We start from the raw sequence: 22,675 nt of genomic DNA, 5'->3' as shown, positions 1-22,675 counted from the left end.
TCAAACTGTGGCGACATTGTTAAGAAAACTTTATCAACCCGAACGCATATTTGCGGTTGCGGAACGATACTAGATCGTGACCACAACGCTGGAAGAAATATTTTAGCAAAGGGTTTGAAAGCCCGTGCAGGAATCCATTTAAATACGGTGGGGCACACCGGAATTCACGCTGGGGGACAGACCGATCTCTACTCGCCGGTGGCGACATCAATGAGCAAATCGACTGGCTGATCCAAGAATCCCCTCGCCTTTAGGCAGGGGAGTGTCAATGTGCGTGTTATTGCGAGCAAAGCGACGCAATCTCAAATCGAAATTTTTGATTCCAGCCCCGCAAGCTGAGATTTGATGGTGCAAAATTGTCCTGTACTTTTTGATTTTTTGGGTTGGTAATTGTCGGTTTTTCTAGTTGATTGGCGATCGCCCCGAGTATTTTTGCGGTGCTGCAAGGTTTCTTGAGATAGCCGTCTGCTTTGAGTTCGAGCACCCCTTCCATTTCTGAACCAGTCATAAAAATAAACGGAATGCTGGCGGTTGCAGGTTGCGATCGCAAAACGGCGAAAACTTCTAAACCGTCTACTTCGGGCATCATGACATCAGACAAAATTAAATCGGGAATTTGGGCAGCTAACTCGATACCGACTTCTCCGTTTTCGGCGCCGACAGCTTCAAAACCTCGCGATTTCAGAAGTTCTAATACGGTTTCTCGGATTAAGTCGTCGTCTTCTATGACTAATATTTTTTTCATTTGTTTTAGTTTCCTCTTTACTTTGTTTATATTTGTATGTTATGATTCTGGCATTTGATTTTTAAGAACTTCAATAGGGTTATTGCAAAAACCCACTTTTGACGGGCTACTTTTTACTTCAAAGCGTGCGATCGCAGCTACGCACGCTTATTCGATCGCTCGGCAGCTTTACCTTTTGTACTAGCGCTCGAACTCGCTCCAGCCTACCTAGGATTGTGAAAGTCTAAATCTTGGATTCAACAGTTTATTTAAGAAAGATTTCAGCCGCCTGACTCAAAAAGTTTTTATTTGAGTTGCGATCGCACTTAGTGCAATATCTAATAAACCCGCCGGTTTGCTGAGCCCTTGTAAGGACACGGCAGTGCCGTGTCCTTACAAGAGCTAGAAGTTCACAAATTTCGGGCGATCGGGTAAAATATAACTTGGTGTATCGCGATTTTTTGAGGAAAAGAATATGTCAGAATTTCTAGACTTTCTCAGACATCAGTTTGCCTACGTTGCCATTGGCGAATTTAAACCAGGAAAATTTGAAGCTGCAGAACAACTTTTTGAAAAAGCCGTTGCAACTTATGCCACAGGTTTTAAGGGAGCATACCTGCTGCAATTACCCAATACAGACAAAGGTATTGCCATCATTTTCTGGGAAAGCGTAGAAGAAATGGCCGCCAATCAAAGCGAAGCTTATCAGGAAATATTGAAGCAGATGACGCCTTTGTTTGCCAAAATTCCTGACAGTAATGTTTATGAAATCGTCAGTGAAATTCAGCCCAAAAGTGAATGATTAAAAATCCTGCAATCGGCGCATCATTCCCATACCCATCGGCGTCCAGCGGGACGGATCTCTATCGAACAATTCGGCCGGCGTAAGTACAAAAGTTCACATAAGGCTGGTTTGATGGCGGTTCGCTCACACTATTAGTAATGTATATATTTGTCGAGCCCAGATGCCAAGGGCGATCGAAATTCAATTGCAACCAAAGTTGAGTTAGGCGATCGAACAAAGTGTCATCCAGCAGAGAAATTCGCCACCAAATCGGCGGATTTTCCCAAATTGCTTGTGTTTCCAATCTACAGCCTGCGAAAGAGTGCGCCAAGCAGCCGGCAAAACTCTCTTTTGTTCGTGCAGCCTGTTGCTTTTTTAAGCCTCTTTTCTGCTTACTTGAAAAGGGCTTAAAGTGAAATATTTCTCATGAGATTGGTCGTGCAGGTACGCGCTTAAATCGGTGTTGACAGCACTCACAAGGTTCAAAAATAAAGCGTGGAGATGCCATCCCGTTAAAAACTGGGATGGAATTGGTGCAACTGATCGCAGGTTTAATTTAAAATAAGGCTGTGGGCAATTTTAAAATTATATACGGTGTGTCTCTATATGTTCAGCTAGTATTAATATTACAGCTAAGTTGCAACTTATATTAAGGAATTTTAATCACGTAGGGTGCACACTGTACACCCTACGTTTAGGTTGTGATATTGAGGCAAATCTCTGTGCTGTGAATTTTTAGGCGATCGAGATTTCGGGCGACAGATAAACGTCTTGAATGGCGTTGAACAACTTTACCCCTTCCTCAAAGGGATGCTGAAAAGTTTTGCGGCCGGAAATTAAGCCGCAGCCGCCAGCGCGTTTGTTGATTACTGCGGTGCGAATAGCTTCTGCAAAATCGCTTTTCCCCGAAGCACCCCCGGAGTTAATTAAACCCATCCTTCCCGCATAACAGTTGAGCACTTGATAGCGAGTTAGATCGATCGGGTGATCCGTTGTCAAATCCGAATAAACCCGCTTGTCGGTTTTGCCGTAACTGTGACCGCTAGCTTTAGCAACAGCTTCGTAACCGTTATTGCACTCGGGTAACTTCTGCTTGATAATATCAGCTTGAATTGTCACTCCTAAGTGATTTGCTTGCCCGGTCAAATCTGCTGCAACGTGATAATCTTTATCTTGTTTAAAGATATCGTTGCGGAGGTAGCACCACAAAATTGTCGCCATTCCGTATTCGTGAGCGTGTGCAAAAGCTTGACTGACTTCTTGAATTTGCCGCGTCGATTCTGGGGAACCAAAATAAATTGTTGCTCCCACTGCAACTGCTCCCAAATTCCAAGCTTGTTCCACAGAAGCAAACATTATTTGGTCGTATTGATTGGGATAAGTCAGCAATTCGTTGTGATTGAGCTTGACAATGAAAGGGATTTTGTGCGCGTACTTGCGAGATACGCTTCCCAAAACTCCCAGCGTTGTCGCGACAGCATTGCAGCCTGCAGAAATTGCTAGTTTAATGATGTTTTCGCTGTCAAAATAGATGGGATTCGGTGCAAAAGAAGCGCCCGCCGAGTGTTCGATTCCTTGGTCTACTGGCAGGATGGATAAATAGCCGGTATTTGCCAAGCGTCCGCTAGAATAGAGTTGCTGAAGCGATCGCAAAACTTGGGGAGATCGATCGGTTTGAGCAAAAATGCGATCGACCCAATCCGAACCCGGCAGGTGCAATAAATCTTTAGAAACTTTTGCTTGATGGGTGAGCAAGTCTTCGGCTTCGTCGCCCAGCCAAGATTCGATCGCACTGGGAACTGATAGTGTAGCTGTCATGCAGATTTCCCTCTCAATTTCAATTTCAGGCTGATGATTGCAGACATTAGCCTTGCTGATATTGTAGCGAAAAAATCATATGTTTCATCCCCTCAACGATCGATCGAGTTTTTAACAAGTTAGCGACAACAGCAACTAGGACGCGCTACTCTATAATAAGCTGGCAGTTCAGCCGGATCTGCGCTGCCAGCGATCGCCGATCGACTCACAACTTTGCCATCACAATGTCACACACTTACTTTGATTCTGAAAACGGTCACAAATCCTTCGAGATGCCCGGTGCCAGACCCCACTACAACCCCGATCGCCCCGGTCAAGTAGAGCACATTTTCCTCGACTTAGTGCTGAATATTCCCAAACAAAGCTTTCGCGGCACTTGCAGCATCCGCATCAATCCAGTCCGCAGTGGCATTGACAAATTAACCTTAGATGCTGTAAACCTGAATATTAAATCAGTAAAAGTCGGCGAAACCGAGCAAAATTTCGACAGCGACGGCGAAGTGCTGCAAATTCAACTGCAGGAACCAACAGAAGCGTACCAACCAATTACAATTGCGATCGAATATTCGGTCGAAAAACCCCAGCGCGGCCTCTATTTCGTCGGCCCGGACAAACACTATCCAGACAAACCAACACAAGTCTGGACTCAGGGCGAAGATGAAGATTCGCGGTTCTGGTTTCCCTGTTTCGACTATCCCGGACAACTCGCTACTTCGGAAATTCGAGTGCAAGTTCCGAGACAACTCTTTGCCATCTCCAACGGCGAATTAATTAGCACAAAAACCGACGGCGACGATAAGATTTATCACTGGTCGCAAACCCAGGTACACCCGACGTATTTAATGACCTTAGCAGTTGGAGATTTTGCCGAAATTCAAGACGAATGGAACGGCAAACCAGTTAATTATTACGTGGAAAGAAGCCGCGAAGCAGACGCTAAGCGCAGCATGGGCAAAACGCCTCAAATGATTGAATTCTTCTCTAAAGCATTTGGCTATCCTTACCCTTTTCCCAAATACGCTCAAGTCTGCGTCGATGATTTCATCTTCGGCGGCATGGAAAATACTTCGACAACTTTGCTAACAGATAGGTGCTTGCTAGACGAACGCGCAAGTCTCGACAATCGCGGCACTGAAAGCTTAGTCGCCCACGAATTAGCTCACCAGTGGTTCGGTGATTTAGTAGTAATTAAACATTGGTCTCATGCTTGGCTGAAAGAAGGCATGGCTTCTTATTCCGAGGTGCTGTGGACTGACAAAGAATACGGGAAAGAAGACGCGGCTTACTATATGTTAAATGAAGCCCGCAATTATTTAGCTGAAGATAGTTCCCGCTACCGCCGCCCCATTGTCACTCACGTTTACCGCGAAGCTATTGAATTGTACGATCGCCATTTGTACGAAAAAGGTGCTTGCGTTTATCACATGATTCGCGCCGAGTTGGGCGACGAATTATTTTACAAAGCAATTCACACTTTTGTGCGGGATAACGCTCACAAAACTGTGGAAACGATCGATTTGCTCAGGGCGATAGAAAAGGCTACCGGCCGGAATCTGATGTTTTTGTTTGACCAGTACGTTTATCGCGGCGGTCATCCAGATTATAAGGTTGCTTATTCCTGGGATGGGGACAGCAAATTAGCCAAAGTGACTGTTACCCAAACTCAGGTAAAAGATAGCAAAAATGACAACGGCAACAGCAAAGATGTCTTTGACCTGAAAATTCCGATCGGCTTCGGTTACAAGCCGGAAAAAGATGCAGAATATGACGGTTATGCAGGTTCTACTGCTAACCTAAAAACTTTCACAGTTCGAGTATACGAACGCGAGCAAAGCTTCTATTTCCCCCTAGAAGAGAAGCCTGCATTTATCAGTTTCGATGTCGGCAATAAATACTTAAAAACAGTTGTTTTAGAGTATGGAATTGCCGAACTAAAAGCTCAGTTGCAGTTCGATCCTGACCCGGTTTCCCGGATTTACGCGGCTAAAGCTTTGGCGAAAAAGGGAGGATTGGAAGCTGTGAAAACGCTGTCAGAAGTTCTCAAAAAAGAGCCGTTCTGGGGGGTGCGCGCAGAAGTTGCCGGCCAATTGGTAGAAATTAAACTCGACCAAGCTTTTGAAGGTTTAGTAAGTGGTTTGAAAGATAAAGATGCTAGGGTTCGCCGCGCGGTAGTGAATGCGCTGGGTCAAATCAAAACTCACGAAACTTATAAAGCGCTGAGATCGATCGTCGAAAAAGGCGACGACAGCTATTATGTAGAAGCTGCTGCTGCGACTGCTATAGGTTCCATTCCCAGGGCTAATTCCGACGAAAAACCGACCGACGAACAGGTACTAAAAGAGTTAAAATTGGTGCTGAAAGAGCGTCAGGGCTGGAATGAGGTTGTGCGATCGGGTGCTATTTCCGGTTTGGCGCAAATGAAAACTTCTGAAGATGCGCTGAATCTGATTTTGAAATACACTGCTGCGGGTACTCCGCAAGCTTTGCGCTTAACTGCAATTCGCTCTTTGGGCGCAATTTCGACTGGTCAAACCAAGGTCAATTTAGAACGGATTTTGCAGCGATTGGCAGAATTATCTAAAGAGACGTTTTTCTTGACTCAAGTCTCTGTAGTAGCGGGATTAGGACAAATGCAAACTCGCAAAGCAATTCGCATTTTGGGTTCTTTAGCTGACCAAACTCCCGACGGCCGCGTCCGCCGCATGGCTGATGAAGCTGTGCAAAGAGTGCAGAAAAATGCTGGTTCTGATGCAGCGGTAAAGCAGTTGCGGGAGGAATTAGACCAGGTGAAAAAGGAAAATCAAGATTTGAAGAGTCGTATGGAAAATTTGGAGGCTAAGGCGAAGAAAGATTAGGTGTAAACCCCATACCGGCGCAGATCGAGGCAGATATTGGCGATCGGCTTTTATCTGCGTTTCGGTAGAGGATTGTGCGCGGTTATTACAATAATATTATTATTCAGTGGGAGTGGATTTAAATTTGCTACTTTTCACAGAGGGGAAAAGCCAACTATCTCTCTTCTCCACTTTATTGTTGTCTCAACTGGGGAATTATTTAGAATTAGGCGTGCAGTTTTTATTTTTTAGTTGTCAACAGTTCATGAGGTTGCAGCAGCTTTTGCAGCCCAAAATATTGCAGAAATCATGAGTATAAAAATCGCTTTACTGGTCGCTCAATCGGGGGTAATTCCCTATCGCATTCAAGACGGACAAATTGAAGTAATGCTGATTACTTCTTCTGCTAGCAAGCGCTGGGTGATTCCGAAAGGATTAATTGAACCTGATATGACTCCCCAAGATTCCGCTGCCAAGGAAGCTTGGGAAGAAGCAGGTTTGTTGGGTAAAGTGTTCCCGAATTTGCTGGGAACTTACGAGTATCAAAAGTCCGGCTGTACTTGTCAGGTAGGAGTATTTTTAATGCAAGTGCAAGCAGTTCTCGAAATTTGGCCGGAAGCTAGCAAGAGAAAGCGGGAGTGGGTAAGTATTCCTAAAGCAATTAAGCGGGTTAACGAACCGGAACTCAAACTCATTTTAGCGGATTTGCCGAATCGGTTCTGGTGAATCGAACGCTCTGTCAAAGGCAAAGGCTTGGGTTTCGACTTTTGGCTTGGCTCGCTCGAAGACCCAGGCACGCTATTTCAGCGCAAAGCCCGCTTAGAAGTCTCCGGGATTCGTAAAGGTTCTGACAGCATTATCCAAGCCAGAGTTAACATAAAATTAGAACAAATCCGCCCTTCAGATGACGTAGCTCCTGGTTACGTGTCTGTAGTTGAGTTCGGTACTCCCAAAGCACGGATCGTCAAAAAATGCAGACCGTAGAAGCCCTTCACCACGAAGCAATGGAACTGGTCGATCGAGCAGTTCTCGCCCGTCAGTGCGGTGATATCGAGCAAGTGACTGCACTCACCAGAGCCGCCTTTGCGAAAGAACGGGCGGCAGCGGATTTAGTAGCAAACGAATGGGATTTTGAACCCACTCGTTCTGTACTGCATCGCAGCGCCGCCGTACTTGGCATTGAGTGTTCCCAACTCCGGGAAGCTGAACCGCTGATTGGACGTGCCCTCGCAGGCAATCCTCCCACCGACATTGCTGATGAATTGCGTGACCTGCTTATAGAAGAAATTTACTCCCAGCGCCAAGCGATTGGAGCTTAATTTATAGCCTTTCTCAAAAAGATGAGGTATGACTGACAGCTTACATAACCACCCAGACTAAGTAAATGGACAGAATTAATTACACACTGATTCTTTGCTAGACAAGGCTTGTAGCCCATAGTTTTGTGTAATTAATTGTGTCCTACTACTTAAGAGGGCTGAAGCCCAACAACGTACCTCATCTTTCTGAGAACCGCTATATTTAAGCGTTAGCTGAGAGGAAAGGAATGCTTTCGGCGAAGTTATCCTTAACTTCAATTCCCTGTTTTTTCGCCCAAAACAGGCTCAAACAGTGAATTTGCCGCCAACTGACAATTAAATTTAAACCTGCTACAAAAACCCACCAAACTGTTAGCGGTTCTTTGATTCCTTCTTGGCGGTACAATTCGTTCACTGTCTTGTAAAGTTTGAACTGCACGATGTAAATCCAAGCAATACCAAGCAAGGAAAACCAACCAAACCATCCGGGAACGTCAGGGTCGAATATCCGCAAAGCTTAGGGAACGGCTACTCCTAAAACAAAGGGAAGCAAGCAAAGGGTTCCAGACCAACCGCTGCCGTTCTAGCGGCGCAATTCTTCTTGAATAATCCATTTGTACCATCCGTAATATAGCAGCAAACTGACTGCCGATAGCAAAATTACTCGCCACAAAGAGCGGGTTTACCTAAAGGTTTGTCGGACATATTTAGATGTAAGATATGAATCGCTATCTTGATTTTATTAACGTTTGTTAATTATTGCAAAATCATTTCTCGAATCGATCGCGCGGTTGCAGGGGCCAGCAGAACACCGTTGCGATAGTGGCCGCTGGCGATGAGAACGCGATCGTTACCGGGAAGCGTCTCGATAATTGGGGCCGGTCGTCCTTCCGGCCGCGGGCGCAATCCAGACCATTTCCTGATTATTGTAGCTTCTGCTAAGGCCGGACAAAGTGCGATCGCCCTTGCCATAACTTGCTCCAAGATATCAGCATTTGCCTGAATTTCCCCGCCATTTTCTGAAAACTCAACCGTCGCCCCCACCCAATATTCCTGATTTTCCAAAGGCACAATGTGAACGTCATCGCACGTAATTACCGGCCTAAAATCTGGGTTTCCTAAAGGATTGGGCGATCGCAAATGCAGCGCTTGTCCCAACACCGGGCGAATGTCAACCAATTGATTTAACGATGCAGTCACAGCAGCAGAACCCAAACCAGCCGCCACAATTAGTCGATCGAAATTTTCAATAACAGGCAAGATGCCTGTTCCACGAGACTTATTGACAGCAATGGAAGATGGGAGTTGAATCTCAGACACCTGAGAATTCAACTGAGTAATTCCTTCAACTTCCACCCCAAATTCAAAAATCACCCCATTTCGTTCAGCAGCATCAACCAAAGCCAAAGTTAGCGCTGTCGGATCGACTTGCCGGTCTTGAGGTGAATAAATCGCAGCAATAATCTGATCGTTTAAATAGAGATGAGGGCAGCGATCGCGCACTCGTTCCACATCCCAAATTTCTAATTTCCAACCTTGAGACTCGCGAGTTGCTACCAACTTTTCCCACTTACTTAAATCCTCTCCCTCCGAACAAAGCATTAAAATTCCCTGTTTGTTAAAAGGAATTTTCCGTCCCGTAACTGCTTCCAATTCAGGAATCAAAGTTTCGTAGCGCTGAAGGCTAGTTTCCCTCAACTGCCAATTTCTGCCCTTAGTTTTGTGGCTGATAACTCCCATCAAAACGCCTAGTGCAGCGCCAGTAGAACCTTGTGCCGGCGGCTGTTTGTCGAACACAGTAACTTTCAGTTCGGGAAATTGACTTAGTTCAAAGGCGATCGACGCCCCAATAATACCGCAACCAATAATTGCAACGCGAACCATTCAATTTTAGATTTTAGATTTTAGATTTTAGATTTTAGATTAACTGCTTCCTAGGTTCTGCCCGTATAAGCCTTTTTCGGGCGGGCAAGATGCCCGCCCCACAAGAAAACTGATTCTTTCTTTGTGGAAGAGGCATCTTGCCTGTTCTTGACAATGATACAAGATGTCAGTTAAGGCTAATTAAGCTTTAGGAATTAGCTGCAAGAAGCTATCGAAATCATTCACCGCTTTTTGATAGCTGGCCGTGACTTTTGCATAGTCAAGGTTTTTAGCAGCAAGATCGATGTCAACCAAATCGGCAAACAAACTCTTGGTCAAATCAACAGCTTGTTGTTGAGACTTAGGCAACAAACTCGCAGAGACGGTTTTCATGGTGTTCCGCAAGTCGCCTAGAGGCCCGTGAATGTAAGTTTTGGTATCAACCCAATTTCGCTTTTGAATTAGGGTTCCCAGGTTGTCCATTCGCGATCGGAACTCTGTCAGGGTAGGAACATAGCGCTCAATTTGCTGGATTTGGGCTGCTGTGTAAGTCGTTGGAATTTTTGCTTCGACACTGCTGCAACTGACCAGAAATGCCATCAAAAACGCCATCATCAAGGCAAAAAATGAACGGGGACGAGTCATATCGATTTTAGATTTTAGATTTTAGATTTCTCGTTCTCAGGCTCTGCCTGGGAATGCAGATCGGCGAGGCTTTGCTTCGCTGACCTAGCACCGAGAGTTACGTACAAAATATTATTTTACCTCCTGGCGGCGCAGAAAAGTTATCAGAGCATCGCCAACTTTTTCTGACCAATGTTCTTGAGGATAATGCCCCGCTTGTTCCAGTGTGACTAACTCTGCATTTTGCAGGGAACCCACTAGCTTTTGAACTGGTTCAACACTCAGCCAAGGATCTGTCAAACCCCAGACAAATAAAGTTGGTCGAGTCCATGCTTTCCAGCCGGATTCAATTTCTGCCATTGACTGCGGCAATTGAATATTGCGGACAGTATTCATCAGCGATCGACCTGCATCCGAACTCTTCAAAAACGGGCGGCGGTAAACATCTAAATCCTTGTCTGATATCGTCTTGCGGCTGCCGCCTTCGAGAGTTCTGTCAACCAAAAGCGGGTCTTGCGTCATCATGTCGCCAATAAAAGGCAGCCCCAACTGCTGCATTTTCCACGGCAATTTTATATCTGCTGAAACTGGTGTATTTATGATGGCTAGACGCTCAATTTTATCGGGATTTCGCAAAGCGTATTGAATGCCGGCTGAAGCTAAAAATCCTTGGACAACGAGGGAAAATCGGTCTAATTCTATAGCTTGAATAAAGCCAGCGAGGGCGTCAACAAAAGCATCGGGAGTATAGGCAAAGTCGCGCTTGTCCGGTTTTGTCGATCGCCCGTAACCCACCCAATCTGGGGCGATCGATCTAAATCCGCTTGCCGCCAAATCCGGCATAATTACAGTCCAGGTAAAACTTTGGGAGGGCAAACCGTGCAGTAGCAGCACCGGAGGCTTATCAGATTCGTTAACCGGATTAGTTTCTCGATAAAACCATTGCAGCGGCCCGACTTCAATTACTTTCTCATCAATTGACATTATTTTATCTGTTATTTATCAAACAATAAGGTGCGCTGGGCGCACCTTACTTAACATCTAGTTACGGCTGCGCCTAGAAATTCATTTCAGCAGCTTGAACTTTCTCGACCTGTTTCTTCTTGAGAACCAGCATAATTTGAGCCAACATGGTCAAAGCCACGAAAGCGATCAATCCTTGAATGCGAGTAGCACTTTGCAGCACTATCTCAACATCTTTTTGACCGAAGCCGCCCACATTAGGATTGTTCGTCAAAAGTTCGCCGGCTGCAACTGTTTGTCCTTCAGAAACAATCAGTTCTGGGCCTGCAGGAATCGTATCAACAACCGCTGCACCTTCTGCCGGTTGAATTGTCACTTCATAACCGCCATCTTCAGGTGTGGCAATCTTAGAAATGCTGCCAGCTACAGAAGCATTATAAACAGTATTGTTGCTCTTGGCACCGGTAGGATAAACCTGACCGCGACCGCGATTGCCGCCGACAAAAATTTGGTATTTGCCGTAGTGAACGGATTTGTCCGTTTCTGGATTCGGCGACAAAACTGGGAATACCAATTCTTTGTATTGTTCCCCTGGCAGCGGGCCGACTAAAACAATATTTTCTTGGGTTTCGCTGTAAGGTTGGAAGTAAAGATCGCCGACTTTTTCCTTCATTTCTTCGGGAATTCTGTCAGCAGGAGCAATTTTGAAACCCTCGGGCAACATCACTACAGCGCCTACATTCAAGCCGCCTTTGCTGCCGTCGCCGACAACTTGTTGAACGTTAGTATCGTAGGGAACTTTGACAATAGCTTCAAACACCGTATCTGGCAAAACAGATTGCGGTACTTCTACTTCGGTGGGTTTTGCGCCCAAGTGACAGTTAGCGCAAACAATGCGACCTGTTGCTTCGCGGGGAGTAGCGGGTGCTGTTTGCTGAGCCCAGAAAGGATAGGCGAATGCTGCTTGGGGAAGTGCGATGTCGCTGGTGAGGAAAAATGCTGCGGCTGCGATCGCCACTACAGCAGTTTTGGCGATCGTCCTGACACTGCGACGAAAAATCGCAGATAAATTAGTTTGTGGCATCAGAGTATTCAATCTCAAAGGTCAGACAATTTAGTCATTGGTCATTGGTCATTGGTCATTGGTCATTGGTCATTGGTCATTGGTCATTGGTCATTGGTTATTGGTTATTGGTTATTGGTTACTTGTTATTGGTTACTTGTTATTGGTTATTGGAACTAACCACTAACTACTAACCACTAACTACTAACTACTAACCACTAACGACTGGCTACTAACTGCTGACTGCTGACTAATGACTAATAACTATGACCACCAAGGTTCTTCGCCTGTGCGGAAATCAGTTTCTTTCCAAGTTGTAAAAGCGATCTTGTCATCTACGACAGTGGCGTGGGCCAGCGCCAGAGACAAAGGCGCGGGGCCGCGCACCACTTTGCCCTCATTGTTGTATTGAGAACCGTGGCAAGGACAGATAAACTTGTTTTCGCTAACATTCCAAGGCACGACGCAACCCAAGTGAGTGCAGACTGCATTGATGCCGTATTCGGCGAGAGATAAGTCTTCTTTCACCACAAGATAAGTGGGGTCGCCTTTGAGACCTTGGGCTAAGGTGCGATCGCCCGCAGGGTGCGAAGCCAAATATTCGCTAACGATGATGTCGTTGCCCAAGGCATCTTTAGCTGTCACCCCGCCGCCAACTGCCCCACTCGACGGAGGAACAAAATACTGGACAACGGGATAGAGTGCGCCCAGTGCCACACCTGTGACTGTACCGAACGTCAGCAAATTCATAAATTGGCGACGCCCCATATCGGGGACATCGGGATTTCCAGCAGAAGATTGAGCCATGACCTGCCTTTACGGTTTTAAGTTACGTTTGTTTGTGAGCTGTAGCTGTGAATCTGTTACGTGCAGACAACAGGAATAATTGCGGTTAATCTGCTTTCACTCTTGTTGAGGCAGCGAAAATTCCTTTTAAGAATGCGCCTTCCAGCTTTTATTAGAGTATTATTACATTTTTTGAACTTTGTCTTTTATTGTTTAAGGAATTAACTCAGGAGCCACCATGACGGGTCAGGATTTACACCAGCTATTGCTAGAGAAATGGGGAAAATCTTACGATATCAGATTGCGGCGGACGCGGGGCAAGATTTTTGTGCAAGTTATGTGGAAATATCTAGAACAGGCGTCTTTTCCGATGACGGAGGCTGATTATTTCGAGCATTTGGACGTAGTGGCCAATTATCTCAACGGCTGGGGCAGCGCGGCACAGGTGAGAGAGTATATCGCCACTACCCGCGATCGCCCCCGCTTGGGTAAAGCTGTCAGCGTCCCCCTGGATTTGGGGGAAAGAGCCTCGGAGTGGCTGTTAGACGAGTTTTGAATAAGTTATTAGTAGCAGTCAGCAGTCATTAGCCATCAGCGATCGAGACAGCCCAGAGCAGTCACAGAATTGTAGTGCGATCGAGGATATTTCGATCGAACCGCGCGATCTCCCGTTGCCCAGCCGCCGCGACAGCGCCCAGTGCCAAAATCTGAGAGATAAAATCAGCATCAATTTCACATACAATGAGCGCATATCCCGTGAAATTTAGGAGAACAGTGTAATGGGTGTTGCAGTTGGAATGGTTGAAGTCTTAGGACTTCCCTCTGCCGTAGAAGTTGCGGACTCAATGGTAAAAGCAGCCCGCGTTACTTTAGTTCGCTATGAAAAAATAACCCGCGCCTACTGGACAGTTATAGTTCGAGGAGATATTTCTGAAGTGCAAGCAGCCGTTGCTGCTGGAATTGAATCTGTTAAAAAGGTCGATGGCGGAAAGTTGCTATCGTATCACATCATTGCTCGTCCTCATGAGAATCTAGATTACGTTTTGCCGATCGGCTACACTCCCGAAGTAGAACAGTTCCGAATGTAGTTAAGGTTTTAGCAAAACTTTGATGTAGAATTTTAACATTTATGAGTGTAGAGACGCGGGCGATCGCGTCTCTATATTTTTTATCAACCTTAAAATTGAGCGCTCGCCCAATACTCAGCAACAAATTACCATCAGGCGGAAAATATTTATAGGACTCATTAAAAATTAGCAATTAACGATTAGCAATTTGGCTTACTACCAGTCTGCAAACTTATCTGTTGCCTCCATTAAACAGGTGCGAATTCCCGGTTCGCTCATCGAATGTCCGGCATCGGCAACTACAATGAACTCAGCTTCAGGCCAAGCACGATGCAGTTCCCATGCCGACATCATCGGACAAACAACATCATATCTTCCCTGAACGATAACCGCCGGAATCTTGCGAATGCGATCGATATTTAAAAGCAATTTATCTTCCGGCTCAATAAATCCCTTATTCATAAAGTAATGGCACTCAATTCTGGCAAACGCCTCGGCGAATGAATCAATTCCAAAACTTTGCTTTAGCTCTAAATCTGGAAATAATTTACTCGTACTCCCTTCCCAAATTGACCAAGCACGAGCCGCTTCTAATCTAATTTGAGCATCTGGACTCGTCAAGCGTTGGTAATAAGCTGTTAGCATATCATCCCTTTCATTTATGGGGATAGGTTTAACATATTCCTCCCAAGCATCCGGGAAAATATAACTTGCTCCTTCTTGATAAAACCAGCGAATTTCTTTTCGTCTCAACATAAAAATGCCGCGCAAGATTAAACCCTTGCAACGGTCGGGATGGGTTTGACTGTAAGCTAAGGATAGAGTGCTTCCCCAACTGCCACCAAAAACAACCCATTGCTGAATATTTAAATATTCTCGAAGTGTCTCAATATCGTTGACTAAATCCCAAGTTGTATTTTCTTGCAATTCTGCATGAGGTTTACTTTGACCGCATCCGCGTTGGTCAAACATCACCAAACGCCATTTTTCCGGATCAAAATATTGTCTATAAAAAGGCGGACATCCACCTCCTGGCCCCCCGTGTAGCAATACAATAGGTTTTCCCTCTGGGTTGCCAGACTCTTCAAAATGAATGGTATGGAGGTCAGAAACTTTGAGTTCTCCTTCGTTATAAGGTTGTCTAGGCGGGTAAAGTTCTCGCATTTTTTCAAGGATTTATAACGCGATCGTGTTTATTTTACATGATTTATCATGTCCGGTCAATTACTTTGAGATGTCTGAAGAGAGGAACGAAGCAATCGCGAGGCTTTGGGATTGCTTCGTTCCTCTCTTCGGACACGTAATATATATGTCCACCTACTTATTCCTAATTTTCACCGCCCTAAAAGCTTCACCAAACCTGTTCCTCCAAAGTAAAGAGCCAGCACCGCACCTCCTAAAAGACTTTGCGTTAAAGGGTCAGTTGAAGGCGTTAAAACCGCTCCCAACACTGCCGCCCCCAAGACTACATACCGCCAACCGGAGAGCATTTGCTTAGAAGAAACTATCCCTAAAAGACCGAGCAAGACTTGGACGATCGGGATTTGAAAAGCTAAGCCGGTGCTAAACATTAATAATAAAACAAATTCAAAGTATTTGTCGATTGACCATAACTGCTCTACAACGTCCGCTCCGTAGGTGACAAAGAAGTTAAGCGCCGCTGGAATCAGAGCGATGTAAGCAAATACCAACCCGCCCAAAAATAGGAAACTTGAACCGAAAAACACAGGCCCGAGCAACCCGCGTTCTTTGCGAGTCAACCCGGGGAGAACAAACAGCGCTATCTGGTAAAAAATAAACGGGCTTGCGATTAGCAAACCGCTGTATCCCGCCACTTTGATCGACACAAAGAAATATTCTCCCGGAGCTAGCTGCAAAAACTTGACGGGCCCGGCCGGTACTTCTAGCAATTGTACGATCGGTCTCACATATAAAAAGCAACCGACGATACCGATTACTACTGCAATTAGCGCATAGAAAATTCGCATCCGCAATTCTTCTAAATGATCGAACAAAGACATCTCAACTTCGTCGGGGAGTTCGTCGAGAAATTCGTTTTCGAGGTTGCGAGTACCCGTAAAACCGTCTGCAATTGGTGGTGCAATGCTGGGTTCCAGGTTATTGTCGAAATTTTGTTCGGATGTCTCCAAGTCTGAGGGCGCAGTCATAAGAAATGGGGAATTGGTAATGGGGAATCGGGAATGGGGAATTGGTAATGGGGAATTGGGAATGGGGAATCGGGAATGGGGAATTGGGAATGGGGAATCGGGAATGGGGCCGAAAAATATTGGCCTTGTTTATTATAACTCACATCTTGCACCATTCTCAAGAACAGGCAAGATGCCTGTTCCACAAAAGATAAATTTTCTCGCTTCACAGGCCGGAGAGCCTGTTCATAAAAGGCTTATTGAAAATGGTGCAACATCTCAGTTATAACCAACAAATAACCACCAACAACTAACAACTAACAACTAACAACTAACAACCAACTAATGACTAATGACTAATGACTAATGACTAATGACTAATGACTAATGACTTCTTCCTTATTGAATGACGATCGCAATTTTGCCAACGGCGCGCCCCGTTTCGCTGTAAGTGTGGGCTGCTGCTACTTCTTGCAAGCTGTAAGTGCGATCGACAATCGGCTCAACTTTATCTAATTCTATTAACTCCCGCAAAATTCCTAAATCGCTGGGGTTGGCATTGGCTACAATTAATTTAGCTTTTTTACCCGATACAAACCAGCTCGTTAACATCGGTGAAAGGTTGTCGAGACTCGGCAAAGTCGAGATATAAACTCCTTCTGGTTGCAGCACTTTTTCGCACTCAGCAAATGTTTTTGTCCCGACAGCATCCAAAATTATATCATATTTATCGGGCTGTTGAGTAAAGTCAACTTCTGCATAATCCAGGACAAAATCGGCTCCCAAACTTTTGATAAATAGTCTGTTTTTAGCGCTACAAACTCCCGTTACTTCCGCGTTCATTGTTTTCGCAACTTGCACTGCAAAAGTTCCGACTCCGCCGGAAGCGCCGTTAATCAATACTTTTTTTTCGGCTTGAATTTGACCCAAATAGCTGAGCGCTTGCAAAGCAGTTAAACCTGCAATCGGTACTGTTGCTGCTTCTGCATGAGTGATGTTTTTAGGTTTAATTGCCGCATCCGATTCGGGAACGACAGCGTATTCGGCACAAGCACCGCCAGTTATAGGATTTAAGAAGGTATAAACTTCATCTCCGGGTTGAAATTTGGTAACTTCCCGGCCGACTTCCACCACAACTCCCGAGATGTCAGAACCGACAATTCGAGGAAAGTTTAATCCTGTCAATAGTTGCAGGTGTCCTTGGCGGATTTTCCAGTCTACGGGATTGACGCTGCTAGCGCGAACTCGCACTAACAATTCGTTGGATTTGGCGATCGGCTTGTCCAATTCTCGGTACTGCAATTCCTCGGCTGAACCGTAGCGATCGAATGCAACTGCTTTCATGGCAAATTTTCCGGTTTATTTCCAATCTGAGATGTTGCACCATTCTCAATAAGCTTTTTACGAACAGGCTTTCCGGCCTGTTCCACAAGAAAATTCACTCTTTGTGGAACAGGCCGGAAAGCCTGTTAAGCGAGAATAGTGCAGGATGTGAGCAATAGAACTTACGCAGAGATAACGTAATTATGTCATTGTTCGCAGTGCGTCGCAATCTCAAAACCCGATTTTTGGTACTGCATGAGTAAATCCCGTCCAAAAGACATATCCCATAATTCTTCTGGGGAGTAGGGGTTAGGCATCCTGCGTGCCCAAAACCTGCTTTTTAGGAGATGTCCAAATCACAAACAATACCCAAAAAGGCGTAGTAAACTCAGATTTGATATTACAAGCAAATTGCAGGTTTATGAGGTACATTCAAGAGCCCCGTAGGGACAAAGGCTTTTGCCTTTGTCCCTACCTCTGCTAGTACCTACTTAGGATCGCGAATTAAATAACTTACAATTTTAATTGTTATGGTGGGATGGGCGTCCCGCCCGTCCAAAAAAGGGCGGGCTATAAGAGCCAACCCCACTTTCCTTGTGTAAGTTATTTAATTCTCATTCCTTACCACCAAAAGTGCTGTACCTGTTCAAAGAATCAGATTTAACGATCGCCCGCAACGCCCTTTCCTCATCAAGGTTTTATCCCAAAGTGACAGAAAAGAGATAATTGGACGGCTAGATATTAAAGTTAATAGGGACGGGATGGCCGATCCCATAACCCTGAGCATAATCTACTCCAATCTCCCGCAATTTTGCTAAGATAGTCTCGTCTTCGACAAACTCAGCCACAGTTTCAAGATTCATCGCATGGGCAATACCGTTAAAGCCTTCAACGATCGCTTGAGAAATCAAATTATCACTAATATTCTTGACAAAAGCACCATCTATTTTTAGATAATCAACTGGTAAATTGATCAGATAAGCAAAGGAACTCAACCCACTGCCAAAATCATCTAAAGCAAAGCGACAGCCAATTTTTTTTAGTTCGCTCATGAAATATCTGGCTTGCTCAAAGTTGGCGATCGCTGCGGTTTCTGTGATTTCAAAACCAATGGTCTGCGGGGGAACTTGGTAGCGAGGAAATTGTTCGATTAAAAACCTCATAAACCCATTGTTACAAATGCTAGCGCCAGAAAGATTGATCGTATATAAGCCATCATTAAGAACTTGTTGCCTGGATAAATTATGATAATTCGAGAAAAAAGTTTTGATGACCCAACAATCGATCTCGGTGATCAAACCATAACGCTCGGCGGCGGGAATAAACTCATTGGGAGCCACTATTTCTCCATTTTCGTCTAGCATTCTTAGCAAAATTTCATAATGCTCTACTGATGGGTTAGAGCTAATAGAAACAATCTTTTGGTAGTAGAGACGAAAACCATTGGTTTCCAATGCTTGGCTGATTGTGGAAACCAACTGCCTCTCACCGCGTTGTTTAATTACTTCGCCATCATCCAGACGATAAACATGAACACAGTTGCGCCCTTTGGCTTTGGCGGCATAACAAGCTGCATCAGCCGCCCCCAAAAGCTGCATCAAATCTTGGCTGGTTTGGTCAATGGCAACAACTCCAATACTGACCCCGATGATAAAGGTTTTGCTATTCCAAATAAACCTAAACTCATGCACTAGGTCTTTGAGGGTTTCCGCAATCTGAGATGCTTGATAGAGGGGACATTGAGTAAGCAAAAGACCAAATTCATCACCTCCCAAGCGAGCCAGCGTGTCACTAGCGCGGACTCCTTTTTGTAAAAGTGTAGTGATTTGGCGCAGTAGTTCATCGCCAGCAATATGACCTGCGGTATCGTTAACGACTTTGAACTGATCTAAATCTAAATAACACAGAGCGTGCTGCTGATTTCTATCTTGAACAGAGGCGATCGCCTCAATTAGTTGCTGTTCAAATCCTCGACGGTTGATTAAACCCGTCAGGGCATCGTGACTGGCTTCCCAAGAGAGTTGCTTGGCAAGATAGCGCGATTCGGTAACATCATGAAAGACGATGACAGCCCCGATAATTTTGCCTTGGCGGTCTCGAATTGGTGCTGCTGAGTCCTCAATCCCGTACTCCGTCCCATTGCGAGCAATGAGAATAGTATGGTTAGCTAAGCCCACAATTTTCCCCTTTGACATAGCTTTAGTTATCGGATTCTCTGCTGGCTTTCTCGTTACTTCATTAACGATTATGAAAACTTCAGACAGAGACATTCCTTCAGCTTCCTCCGATGTCCAGCCTGTTAGTCGCTCAGCAACGGGATTGAAATATCTAATATTACCTCGAGCATCAGTAGTAATGACGGCATCGCCAATCGATTGCAATGTCACCTGAGCCAATTCCTTTTCGGCAAAAAGGGCATTTTCGAGGCGTTGATGTTCCTCGATCTCTTGGATGAGCCGCAAATTTTGTTCTTGGAGGCTTTTTCGGAGTCGTTGGATAGTTAGGTGAGTTTCGACACGCGCCAATAGCTCTTCGACTTGAAACGGCTTTGCAATATAATCTACTCCTCCTGCGGCCAGCCCTTGCACCTTATTGAAAGTTTCATTGAGCGCACTCAAAAAGAGTACAGGAATGTCTGCGGTGCGATCGTCAGATTTTAATTTTATGCAAACTTCATAGCCATCCAGATCGGGCAATTTAATGTCTAGTAAAATTAATTCCGTCGATGGACATTGGGCCGCTCTGAGCGCCATTGCCCCTGTCGTCGCACTGCGAACCTTATAACCTTGTTCGCTCAATGTATCCCTCAGCAAACGCAGGTTATCGGGTAAATCGTCAACGATTAAAATGTTGCCTCGATAGCTGGTAACTGCATCGCTAATCATATTTAGTAAGATTGTGAGTACAATCCATTAGGTATGGGTCAGTTGTTTTTGTAAGGGGGTCTGATAGAATGTTGGTAACATTTTTTTGGGAATAGGCTAGCTGGTAATAATTCGGCTGGCTATCTTTTGTTACCATAAGTTGGCTCAATCTTTACTCGATCGGGGTTTCAGACCGGTTGTCACCCGCCCGGGTCTATATAAAGGCTATATTGCCCGCTTTCTCTCAATAGCCGCGATCTAATCCGCCACCTGCTTGTGCTTCCCTCAAGAAACGAAAAGCTATGGATAGTCGATCGACAAAAAGTGATATTGTTAATCATAGAGGGGTAATAAAGACAATAGCACAGATTCCTACACTGTCACAGGTAGGATCGTTGTGCGCTTATGTAAGTTCTATCAAAAATCAAGTCTTAATCTTTTATGGCAGAAATTCAAAATCTACAATTATTCAAATGCCCAACGGGTATTCAGGGACTCGATGAAATCACGGATGGAGGTTTACCGCAAGGCCGACCAACCTTAATCTGCGGGTCAGCGGGTTGCGGTAAGACCTTATTTGGTGTGGAGTTTCTAGTGCGCGGCGCAACACTGTACGGGGAACCAGGGGTTTTAATCACCTTTGAAGAAACTGCAGCAGAAATTACCAAGAATGTCAACTCTTTAGGCTGGAATTTAAATAAATTGATCGCTGAAAACAAAATATTCATCGACCATATTTATATTGAACCCAGCGAAATTGAGGAAACAGGAGAATACGACCTAGAAGCCCTATTTATTCGTCTAGGCTATGCGATTAAAAAAATCGGCGCTAAACGGGTACTTTTAGACACGATTGAAGTCTTGTTTGCTGGTTTAGCTAATGCCAACATTGTCCGAGCAGAATTGCGCCGTTTATTTCATTGGTTAAAAGACCAAGGTGTGACAGCCGTAATCACTGGGGAGAGAGGAGACCAGACCTTAACCCGTCAAGGCCTAGAAGAATATGTTTCGGATTGCGTGATCAAATTAGACCAAAAAACCGTTGAAGAAATTGCCACAAGAACCATACAAATTGTTAAATATCGCGGCTCTCGCCATAGTAATAATGAGTATCCTTTTTTAATAGAAGAAAATGGCATTTCTGTCTTACCCATTACTTCCTTAACGTTAGACCATGCGGTTTCTAACCAGCGCATCTCAACGGGCATCCCGCAACTTGATGAAATGTTTGGCGGGCAGGGCTACTATCGGGGTAGCAGTATTCTTGTCACAGGCAGGGCAGGAACGGGAAAAACAACACTGGCAGCTCATTTTGCCGAAGCAACCTGTTTAAGAGGCGAACGGTGTTTATATCTCGCTACGGAAGAATCCCCCCAACAAATTCTCCGCAATCTAAACTCGATTAGTCTTGACTTAGCCCCCTATGTAGACCAGGGATTATTGAAATTTGATGCGGTACGTCCCACAAACTACAATTTAGAAATGCGGTTGTTTAAAATCCATCGCTGGGTCAAAGAATTTCAACCAAGGACGATCGTCATCGATCCGATGAGTAATCTCATTTTGAGTGGAAGCTTTATGCAAACAAAAAGCTTTTTCATGCGTTTGATTGACTATTTAAAGAGCCAACAAATCACCATTTTTTTGACCGATTTAACGCCGGGTGATACCAATCACGACCACGAACAGACAGAAATGGGTGTTTCTTCTCTGATGGATACTTGGTTAGAACTCCAAACGCTCAAAGTCAATGGGGAGCGCAATCGGATTCTCTATGTCCTCAAATCTCGCGGCATGATGCACTCAAATCAAGTACGGGAATTTATCCTCACCAATCAAGGGGTAAACTTGGTAGAGGTTTACTTGGGAGGTGGCAAGGTATTAACAGGAACGGAACGAATCAATCAAGCACTAGATGAACAATCTGCCGCTAGAAAACGGCGACAGAGTTTTGAACTAAAAAAACGCGATTGTGAGCGAGAAAAACATCTCGTACAAGCTCAGATAAAAGCTCTGCAAATGCAATTAACCAATCGAGATGAGGAATTCGCTTTGCTGATAAAAGAGGAAGAGGAGGCTGAAAAAGCGGCGATTGAGAATCAATCCTTTATGGCAAGATTACGCCATTTAAATCCCTAATATCTCTACTATAAGGAGAAAAAACATGACCGATCGTTTATCAGATACCGCTAACACAAAAGGATCGGAGATTTGGCAACTGCGCTTATATGTGGCGGGACAAACCCCTAAATCTCTGGTTGCTTTTGCCAATTTGAAGAAGATATGTGAGGAATATCTTCACGGTCAATATAGCATTGAAATTATTGACTTAAGTCAACAGCCCCATCTCGCCATAGAAGATAGCATCGTTGCTCTACCTACCCTTGTCAGAAAATTGCCCGAACCGATCAAAAAGATTATTGGTGATTTATCGAATACTGAAAAAGTTTTGGTAGGACTGCAAATCATTCCTCTTATGGATAAACACTAACTCAATATTTAGGCACTAACGGCACT

General features: G+C 44.8%; 26 protein-coding genes. 11 read left to right on the top strand and 15 right to left on the bottom strand.

Annotated elements, in window-relative coordinates; genetic code table 11:
• A partial coding sequence (locus QUA56_RS30595) for a zinc ribbon domain-containing protein (RefSeq protein WP_333365908.1) occupies window positions 1-231 on the top strand: 231 nt, incomplete at its 5' end.
• 46 nt (window positions 232-277) lie between these two features.
• Here the strand turns inward: QUA56_RS30595 and QUA56_RS30590 are convergent.
• Entirely contained in the window at window positions 278-745 is a 468-nt protein-coding gene (locus QUA56_RS30590; protein WP_333365906.1) for a response regulator, read from the bottom strand.
• A 454-nt stretch (window positions 746-1,199) separates the two neighbouring features.
• Here QUA56_RS30590 and QUA56_RS30585 point away from each other — a divergent pair, with 454 nt between their 5' ends.
• A complete protein-coding gene (locus QUA56_RS30585) occupies window positions 1,200-1,526 on the top strand; it encodes an antibiotic biosynthesis monooxygenase (RefSeq protein WP_333365903.1) in 327 nt (108 codons plus the stop codon).
• 61 nt (window positions 1,527-1,587) lie between these two features.
• Here QUA56_RS30585 and QUA56_RS30580 read toward each other — a convergent pair whose 3' ends face one another.
• The 3 genes from QUA56_RS30580 to QUA56_RS30570 all read right to left on the bottom strand — a co-directional run bounded on the left by QUA56_RS30580 (window position 1,588) and on the right by QUA56_RS30570 (window position 3,326).
• Window positions 1,588-1,812, bottom strand: coding sequence for a hypothetical protein (locus tag QUA56_RS30580; RefSeq protein WP_333365901.1), 225 nt, complete (start codon window positions 1,810-1,812; stop codon window positions 1,588-1,590).
• A gap of 71 nt (window positions 1,813-1,883) precedes the next feature.
• Window positions 1,884-2,039, bottom strand: coding sequence for a hypothetical protein (locus QUA56_RS30575; RefSeq protein ID WP_333365911.1), 156 nt, complete (start codon window positions 2,037-2,039; stop codon window positions 1,884-1,886).
• A 204-nt stretch (window positions 2,040-2,243) separates the two neighbouring features.
• Window positions 2,244-3,326, bottom strand: coding sequence for a class I fructose-bisphosphate aldolase (locus QUA56_RS30570; RefSeq protein ID WP_333365898.1), 1,083 nt, complete (start codon window positions 3,324-3,326; stop codon window positions 2,244-2,246).
• A 224-nt stretch (window positions 3,327-3,550) separates the two neighbouring features.
• Between QUA56_RS30570 and QUA56_RS30565 the strand changes: the two genes are divergently transcribed.
• The 4 genes from QUA56_RS30565 (at window position 3,551) to QUA56_RS30550 (ending at window position 7,479) form a co-directional block, all read left to right on the top strand.
• Window positions 3,551-6,181: a M1 family metallopeptidase gene (locus QUA56_RS30565; protein WP_333365895.1), complete on the top strand. Its 2,631-nt coding sequence runs from the start codon at window positions 3,551-3,553 to the stop codon at window positions 6,179-6,181.
• Window positions 6,182-6,469: 288 nt separating this feature from the next.
• Window positions 6,470-6,886 (top strand): NUDIX hydrolase, encoded by a 417-nt coding sequence (locus QUA56_RS30560; RefSeq protein ID WP_333365892.1) that lies wholly within the window; start codon window positions 6,470-6,472, stop codon window positions 6,884-6,886.
• A 27-nt stretch (window positions 6,887-6,913) separates the two neighbouring features.
• A complete protein-coding gene (locus QUA56_RS30555) occupies window positions 6,914-7,144 on the top strand; it encodes a hypothetical protein (RefSeq protein WP_333365889.1) in 231 nt (76 codons plus the stop codon).
• A complete protein-coding gene (locus QUA56_RS30550) occupies window positions 7,132-7,479 on the top strand; it encodes a hypothetical protein (RefSeq protein ID WP_333365886.1) in 348 nt (115 codons plus the stop codon). Before QUA56_RS30555 ends, QUA56_RS30550 begins: the two co-directional genes overlap by 13 nt.
• Window positions 7,480-7,681: 202 nt before the next feature.
• Here QUA56_RS30550 and QUA56_RS30545 read toward each other — a convergent pair whose 3' ends face one another.
• The 6 genes from QUA56_RS30545 to petC form a co-directional block, all read right to left on the bottom strand.
• Window positions 7,682-7,972, bottom strand: a complete 291-nt coding sequence (locus QUA56_RS30545; protein ID WP_333365883.1) for a hypothetical protein — start codon at window positions 7,970-7,972, stop codon at window positions 7,682-7,684.
• A gap of 242 nt (window positions 7,973-8,214) precedes the next feature.
• Window positions 8,215-9,342 carry an FAD-dependent oxidoreductase gene (locus tag QUA56_RS30540; protein ID WP_333365880.1) on the bottom strand — a complete coding sequence of 376 codons (1,128 nt, stop codon included), beginning with the start codon at window positions 9,340-9,342 and terminating at the stop codon, window positions 8,215-8,217.
• 180 nt (window positions 9,343-9,522) lie between these two features.
• Complete coding sequence (gene psbQ / locus QUA56_RS30535; RefSeq protein WP_333365877.1) at window positions 9,523-9,966, bottom strand: photosystem II protein PsbQ; 444 nt, start codon at window positions 9,964-9,966, stop codon at window positions 9,523-9,525.
• A 111-nt stretch (window positions 9,967-10,077) separates the two neighbouring features.
• Window positions 10,078-10,929, bottom strand: a complete 852-nt coding sequence (locus tag QUA56_RS30530) for an alpha/beta fold hydrolase (RefSeq protein ID WP_333365874.1) — start codon at window positions 10,927-10,929, stop codon at window positions 10,078-10,080.
• A gap of 73 nt (window positions 10,930-11,002) precedes the next feature.
• Window positions 11,003-11,992, bottom strand: coding sequence for a cytochrome f (petA, locus tag QUA56_RS30525; RefSeq protein WP_333365871.1), 990 nt, complete (start codon window positions 11,990-11,992; stop codon window positions 11,003-11,005).
• A gap of 243 nt (window positions 11,993-12,235) precedes the next feature.
• On the bottom strand, window positions 12,236-12,778 hold the full coding sequence (gene petC, locus QUA56_RS30520; protein WP_333365868.1) for a cytochrome b6-f complex iron-sulfur subunit: 543 nt from the start codon (window positions 12,776-12,778) through the stop codon (window positions 12,236-12,238).
• Between the two features lie 217 nt (window positions 12,779-12,995).
• Between petC and QUA56_RS30515 the strand changes: the two genes are divergently transcribed.
• A complete protein-coding gene (locus QUA56_RS30515) occupies window positions 12,996-13,313 on the top strand; it encodes a DUF3067 family protein (RefSeq protein ID WP_333365864.1) in 318 nt (105 codons plus the stop codon).
• An 18-nt stretch (window positions 13,314-13,331) separates the two neighbouring features.
• Here QUA56_RS30515 and QUA56_RS30510 read toward each other — a convergent pair whose 3' ends face one another.
• The gene (locus tag QUA56_RS30510; RefSeq protein ID WP_333365861.1) at window positions 13,332-13,484 is read right to left on the bottom strand and encodes a hypothetical protein; all 153 of its coding nucleotides are present in this window, start codon (window positions 13,482-13,484) and stop codon (window positions 13,332-13,334) included.
• Window positions 13,485-13,536: 52 nt separating this feature from the next.
• Here QUA56_RS30510 and QUA56_RS30505 point away from each other — a divergent pair, with 52 nt between their 5' ends.
• Window positions 13,537-13,845, top strand: a complete 309-nt coding sequence (locus QUA56_RS30505) for a carbon dioxide-concentrating mechanism protein CcmK (RefSeq protein WP_333365857.1) — start codon at window positions 13,537-13,539, stop codon at window positions 13,843-13,845.
• 195 nt (window positions 13,846-14,040) lie between these two features.
• Here the strand turns inward: QUA56_RS30505 and pip are convergent, their stop codons facing one another.
• Window positions 14,041-14,988, bottom strand: a complete 948-nt coding sequence (gene pip, locus QUA56_RS30500; protein ID WP_333243060.1) for a prolyl aminopeptidase — start codon at window positions 14,986-14,988, stop codon at window positions 14,041-14,043.
• A 170-nt stretch (window positions 14,989-15,158) separates the two neighbouring features.
• Window positions 15,159-15,992, bottom strand: a complete 834-nt coding sequence (tatC, locus tag QUA56_RS30495; protein ID WP_333365853.1) for a twin-arginine translocase subunit TatC — start codon at window positions 15,990-15,992, stop codon at window positions 15,159-15,161.
• A gap of 19 nt (window positions 15,993-16,011) precedes the next feature.
• Here tatC and QUA56_RS30490 point away from each other — a divergent pair, with 19 nt between their 5' ends.
• A complete protein-coding gene (locus QUA56_RS30490) occupies window positions 16,012-16,260 on the top strand; it encodes a hypothetical protein (protein ID WP_333365850.1) in 249 nt (82 codons plus the stop codon).
• Window positions 16,261-16,370: 110 nt separating this feature from the next.
• On the opposite strand, the gene QUA56_RS30485 is transcribed toward QUA56_RS30490, so the two are convergent.
• Both QUA56_RS30485 and QUA56_RS30480 read right to left on the bottom strand, forming a co-directional pair.
• Window positions 16,371-17,315, bottom strand: a complete 945-nt coding sequence (locus QUA56_RS30485) for an NAD(P)-dependent alcohol dehydrogenase (RefSeq protein WP_333365847.1) — start codon at window positions 17,313-17,315, stop codon at window positions 16,371-16,373.
• Window positions 17,316-18,028: 713 nt separating this feature from the next.
• Entirely contained in the window at window positions 18,029-20,179 is a 2,151-nt protein-coding gene (locus QUA56_RS30480) for an EAL domain-containing protein (protein WP_333365843.1), read from the bottom strand.
• Window positions 20,180-20,599: 420 nt separating this feature from the next.
• On the opposite strand from QUA56_RS30480, the gene kaiC reads away from it, so the two are divergent.
• Both kaiC and QUA56_RS30470 read left to right on the top strand, forming a co-directional pair.
• Window positions 20,600-22,297, top strand: coding sequence for a circadian clock protein KaiC (kaiC, locus tag QUA56_RS30475; protein ID WP_333365840.1), 1,698 nt, complete (start codon window positions 20,600-20,602; stop codon window positions 22,295-22,297).
• Window positions 22,298-22,322: 25 nt separating this feature from the next.
• Entirely contained in the window at window positions 22,323-22,649 is a 327-nt protein-coding gene (locus tag QUA56_RS30470; protein ID WP_333365837.1) for a circadian clock KaiB family protein, read from the top strand.
• The last annotated feature ends 26 nt before the right edge of the window (window positions 22,650-22,675 follow it).

This window comes from Microcoleus sp. N3A4 (assembly GCF_036701805.1).
Taxonomy (GTDB): Bacteria; Cyanobacteriota; Cyanobacteriia; order Cyanobacteriales; family Microcoleaceae; genus Microcoleus.
Note: the sequence above shows the minus strand (reverse complement) of the source record. Positions and strands in the feature narration are given on the sequence as shown.

Bases quoted from the DNA above. Each gene is read 5' to 3' on its own strand.
- QUA56_RS30565 (WP_333365895.1), top strand. From the start codon at position 3,551: ATGTCACACACTTACTTTGATTCTGAAAACGGTCACAAATCCTTCGAG.
- pip (WP_333243060.1), bottom strand. From the start codon at position 14,988: ATGCGAGAACTTTACCCGCCTAGACAACCTTATAACGAAGGAGAACTC.
- tatC (WP_333365853.1), bottom strand. From the start codon at position 15,992: ATGACTGCGCCCTCAGACTTGGAGACATCCGAACAAAATTTCGACAAT.
- QUA56_RS30550 (WP_333365886.1), top strand. From the start codon at position 7,132: ATGCAGACCGTAGAAGCCCTTCACCACGAAGCAATGGAACTGGTCGAT.
- QUA56_RS30585 (WP_333365903.1), top strand. From the start codon at position 1,200: ATGTCAGAATTTCTAGACTTTCTCAGACATCAGTTTGCCTACGTTGCC.
- QUA56_RS30510 (WP_333365861.1), bottom strand. From the start codon at position 13,484: ATGCTGATTTTATCTCTCAGATTTTGGCACTGGGCGCTGTCGCGGCGG.
- QUA56_RS30530 (WP_333365874.1), bottom strand. From the start codon at position 10,929: ATGTCAATTGATGAGAAAGTAATTGAAGTCGGGCCGCTGCAATGGTTT.
- QUA56_RS30560 (WP_333365892.1), top strand. From the start codon at position 6,470: ATGAGTATAAAAATCGCTTTACTGGTCGCTCAATCGGGGGTAATTCCC.
- QUA56_RS30485 (WP_333365847.1), bottom strand. From the start codon at position 17,315: ATGAAAGCAGTTGCATTCGATCGCTACGGTTCAGCCGAGGAATTGCAG.
- kaiC (WP_333365840.1), top strand. From the start codon at position 20,600: ATGGCAGAAATTCAAAATCTACAATTATTCAAATGCCCAACGGGTATT.
- petC (WP_333365868.1), bottom strand. From the start codon at position 12,778: ATGGCTCAATCTTCTGCTGGAAATCCCGATGTCCCCGATATGGGGCGT.
- QUA56_RS30590 (WP_333365906.1), bottom strand. From the start codon at position 745: ATGAAAAAAATATTAGTCATAGAAGACGACGACTTAATCCGAGAAACC.
- psbQ (WP_333365877.1), bottom strand. From the start codon at position 9,966: ATGACTCGTCCCCGTTCATTTTTTGCCTTGATGATGGCGTTTTTGATG.
- petA (WP_333365871.1), bottom strand. From the start codon at position 11,992: ATGCCACAAACTAATTTATCTGCGATTTTTCGTCGCAGTGTCAGGACG.
- QUA56_RS30490 (WP_333365850.1), top strand. From the start codon at position 16,012: ATGGGGAATCGGGAATGGGGAATTGGTAATGGGGAATTGGGAATGGGG.
- QUA56_RS30570 (WP_333365898.1), bottom strand. From the start codon at position 3,326: ATGACAGCTACACTATCAGTTCCCAGTGCGATCGAATCTTGGCTGGGC.
- QUA56_RS30470 (WP_333365837.1), top strand. From the start codon at position 22,323: ATGACCGATCGTTTATCAGATACCGCTAACACAAAAGGATCGGAGATT.
- QUA56_RS30505 (WP_333365857.1), top strand. From the start codon at position 13,537: ATGGGTGTTGCAGTTGGAATGGTTGAAGTCTTAGGACTTCCCTCTGCC.
- QUA56_RS30540 (WP_333365880.1), bottom strand. From the start codon at position 9,342: ATGGTTCGCGTTGCAATTATTGGTTGCGGTATTATTGGGGCGTCGATC.
- QUA56_RS30515 (WP_333365864.1), top strand. From the start codon at position 12,996: ATGACGGGTCAGGATTTACACCAGCTATTGCTAGAGAAATGGGGAAAA.
- QUA56_RS30480 (WP_333365843.1), bottom strand. From the start codon at position 20,179: ATGATTAGCGATGCAGTTACCAGCTATCGAGGCAACATTTTAATCGTT.